Source organism: Mycobacterium sp., assembly GCF_032162605.1.
Classification (GTDB): Bacteria; Actinomycetota; Actinomycetes; order Mycobacteriales; family Mycobacteriaceae; genus Mycobacterium.
Window position 1 is genome coordinate 1 of the sequence record NZ_JAVROT010000458.1, and the last position, 3,184, is coordinate 3,184.

General features: G+C 68.8%; 4 protein-coding genes. All 4 read right to left on the reverse strand.

Features of this window, described 5'->3' with window-relative positions; all coding sequences use genetic code 11:
- The coding region (locus QOI01_RS25570; RefSeq protein WP_526385964.1) for a hypothetical protein at positions 1 to 671 on the reverse strand (671 nt) is incomplete at its 3' end.
- Positions 638 to 1,777, reverse strand: coding sequence for an AAA family ATPase (locus tag QOI01_RS25575; RefSeq protein WP_526385966.1), 1,140 nt, complete (start codon positions 1,775 to 1,777; stop codon positions 638 to 640). The genes QOI01_RS25570 and QOI01_RS25575, both read right to left, overlap by 34 nt.
- Positions 1,770 to 2,165 (reverse strand): hypothetical protein, encoded by a 396-nt coding sequence (locus QOI01_RS25580; protein ID WP_526385968.1) that lies wholly within the window; start codon positions 2,163 to 2,165, stop codon positions 1,770 to 1,772. The genes QOI01_RS25575 and QOI01_RS25580 overlap by 8 nt, the downstream gene beginning before the upstream one ends.
- Positions 2,162 to 3,184 (reverse strand): DNA cytosine methyltransferase (locus QOI01_RS25585; protein WP_526385969.1); only part of this gene is annotated, 1,023 nt, incomplete at its 5' end. The genes QOI01_RS25585 and QOI01_RS25580, both read right to left, overlap by 4 nt.

Genomic DNA, 3,184 nt, shown 5'->3' on the forward strand with positions numbered 1-3,184 from the left:
GAGGCGGGTTCGCTTGCGGCCCTGATCGTTGCGGCCACCTCCACCAGCCGCCGCCACACCGCCCCCTCCCGTCGCACCGCCGCAAGCTCCGAGGGGCGCGGCTCCGCGGCGCCGCGGTCGAGCAGACCCGCGTCGAAGATCCTCGACAGGGCCTCCAACTGCCCGGCGACGGGCTCGACCGAGTGCGGATCGATCGACGGTGCCCGCTGGGCCAGCCGCAGGACCTGGGCGCCCGTCCAGGCCAGCACCGTCGCGAGGAGTTCGTGCGCGACGCGGTCGCGGTGACGGATGACGAAGGAGGACGGCGGCCAGCCGTATTGCTGCCTGGTCTCGACCCACGCCGTGCCACCGGTCGGCGCATCGGCGACCGTACGGCGGCGTCGCGACTGGGCGGGCAACAGGTCGACCCACTGCTTGGCGGTCCCCGGCAACCGCGCCATCAACGGTACGAGCTCGAGGAACAACATGAAGTCCGCACGCAACTGCGTGTCCTCGGGTCGCCAGTCACGTGGAAGCTCATCGGGGGCAAGCTGATTGAGGACCTTGACCAGTTGGCCGCGCCCGATCCAGGCCCGCAGGACGTGGTCCAGCCCCGCCGCCGGGATCGGAAGCGCGACGTCGACACCGGCCTGCGCCGTCAGGACAATACGTGGCTCATTTCCACGACCCACTCCCACTCGGACTGGCTCAGGGCGTGGTGCTGTTCGACGATCGCGTTGCCCAACGCGGCCAGTTCGTCCTCCATCTCACGCAGCCAGGTCCCGACGTTGACGAGGTAGGCCTCCGCGAGCAGCTCCCGCTCGACGTGCGTGATCGTGGTCAACTGCTCCGCGTCGGTGCCAACGCCCGCCGCGATGTAGTCGGCCATCCGCAGGAACAGCGCGGGCCCCAGGGTGGTCATCGAATTGGTCAGGTGCGCCGTATAGATCGCCACGATCGCGTCGAGCAGCGGCTGGGGGAGGCCGTGGTCCTGCGCGAGCAGCGCCGTGCGGAACTTGTCGGTGTCGGCAGCGGGGATGGGCACCCGCAGGAAGCGACGGCCCAGCGCGTGGCCGAATCGGAACACCCGCTGCGCGTCGAGCGCGTTGTAGGTGCCCAGCAGCCGCCACTCGGTGCCCGCCAGATAGCGCACCGGGCCGCTCCCGCTGCCGGGATTGGTCAGTCGCTCCTCGTTCTCGACCGAACACGTTGCGCCCGTGGACCAGCCGAGCTGCACCTGAGGTGATCCGATGGCGGGCGACACCGTACCTAGCGTCACGTCTTGACCGCTGAGCCACGTCAGGAGCCCGCCGAAGATGCGGTCCATGTCGGCACGGTTGACCTCGTCGACGATGAGCCAGTTCCCGTCGGCGATGGCGCTGAGCACCCGACCTGGCCGGAAGCGCAGTTCGTTGCCGTCGATCGTCTGACCGCCGACCAGGTCGGTGGTCGACCAGTTCTCCTCGGCGGCAGACCATTCCACGCCCTTCGGCCCGACCTGGAAGCCGAACGTCTTCGGATCGGCGACGATGCGGTCGACCACCTGACGCAGCAGCGTGGTCTTGCCGCTGCCGGGTGGGCCCACCAGGATGACCGCGGGCGCCGAGAGGATGGCCAATCGGACCATCCGTTCGATGCGCGGGTCGATCTCGATCGGCACGTTGATGACCGACGGTACCTGGCCGCCACCGTCGGTCTTGGTGACGCCCGAACCGGGCGCGACACCCAGGGCCGGGTGGTGCTCGGCGACGAGCTCGGGGAAGATCGACTGCAGTCGTTCGACGGTGCCGTCACTCATCGAAGATCACCAGTCGGTCGGGTGTCGACTCGCGCAGGAACAGCGCCGCCTTCAGTGACGGCAACCGCCCGCGTTTGCGCATCGCGCTGAGGACGTGTTCGGGCGTGACGTCACCGAGCACGCTGATGACGGCGTACTCCGGACTGGACTTGGCCATCTCGTCGCAGCGGTTGCCGATCTGCCGCTGCTCGGTCACCAGCTTGCCGATGACCGCACCGCCCTTCTGGCCGTCGCCTACGCCCAACTCGACCGCGAACCACTGGTAGAGGGGATCCCACTTGGACGAATCGTTGCGGCTGGCCTCGATGCCATGCATGACGGCGTCGAGGACACCTTCGCGAAGGCGCTGCAGATCATCGGGATCAGGTTCTCCGAAGAGATCCGTCATGCCCCAACGCTTTCCGCGTACGCCTTCAACTCGGCGATGAACCCCGGCGGGAATCGCAGCGTGCCCTTCTCGGTGCGCCGCAGAAACCCGCTTGCCGCCCTGGCGGACAATGGCTTCGGAGGATACTGGAGGAAATCGGCGAGCGACTCGCGTGGTTGCCACTGTGGCCACGGCCCGACGTCAGCGGCGTGCACCACTCCGTCGAGGTCGGACCACGCCGCGCGACGCGGCCATTTGGCGCCGGTCCACGGCCGATCATCCGCGATGTCGTAGCGCCCCGGTTGCGCGAGCCTGCCACCGATCCAGGTGGCCACGGGCACACTGACGGAGTTGCCGACCATGCGCCAGCGTTCGCCACGCCTGGCCACCTCCTCGGCCGGCGCCGTCCAGTCGGCCGGAAAGCCTTGCAGCCGTTCGGTGTCTCGCAGATCCGGCGTCACGTAGGCGCCCGACGGCATCCGGATGGCTGGAGGAGACGCGACGCCGACCGATGACCCGCACTTGATGGGCGGCACGCCGTCGACGGCCCAGCCGAACGCCCGCATGCCCTCAGTCCAGTAGAAACCACAGGCGACGTCGGGGTATTCGCCTGCGGGCGCACGCTTCTCGCAATCGTCGGCCAGCAGCACGTCGCGCGGATCGCCCGAGCGCGACGCCACCAGATACCAGCGGTTGCGCCGTTGGGGCAACCCGAACGCGTTGCTGTCGACGACGCGGTACGCCCAGCGGTACCCCAGCTCCGTCAATGCGGTCGTGATGAGCTTCAGAGCCGCACCCTGCCCCAGCGACATCAGGAACGGAACGTTCTCGAGCACCACCCACGGAACGTCGGACTGCTGCAGCAGCCGCAGGACCTCGCCGATGAGACTGCTTCTGGCGCCGTCGATGCCGACCTTGCGCCCGACGCTGCTGAGATCCTGGCAGGGGAAGCCGGCCGTCACGACGTCGGTGCGGTTCGGCAGGGCCCGCAGGTCGCGGACATCGGCCTCGATCTTGGTGTCGGGGAAGCGGCGCCGCAG

Bases quoted from the DNA above. Each gene is read 5' to 3' on its own strand.
- QOI01_RS25580 (WP_526385968.1), bottom strand. From the start codon at position 2,165: ATGACGGATCTCTTCGGAGAACCTGATCCCGATGATCTGCAGCGCCTT.
- QOI01_RS25575 (WP_526385966.1), bottom strand. From the start codon at position 1,777: ATGAGTGACGGCACCGTCGAACGACTGCAGTCGATCTTCCCCGAGCTC.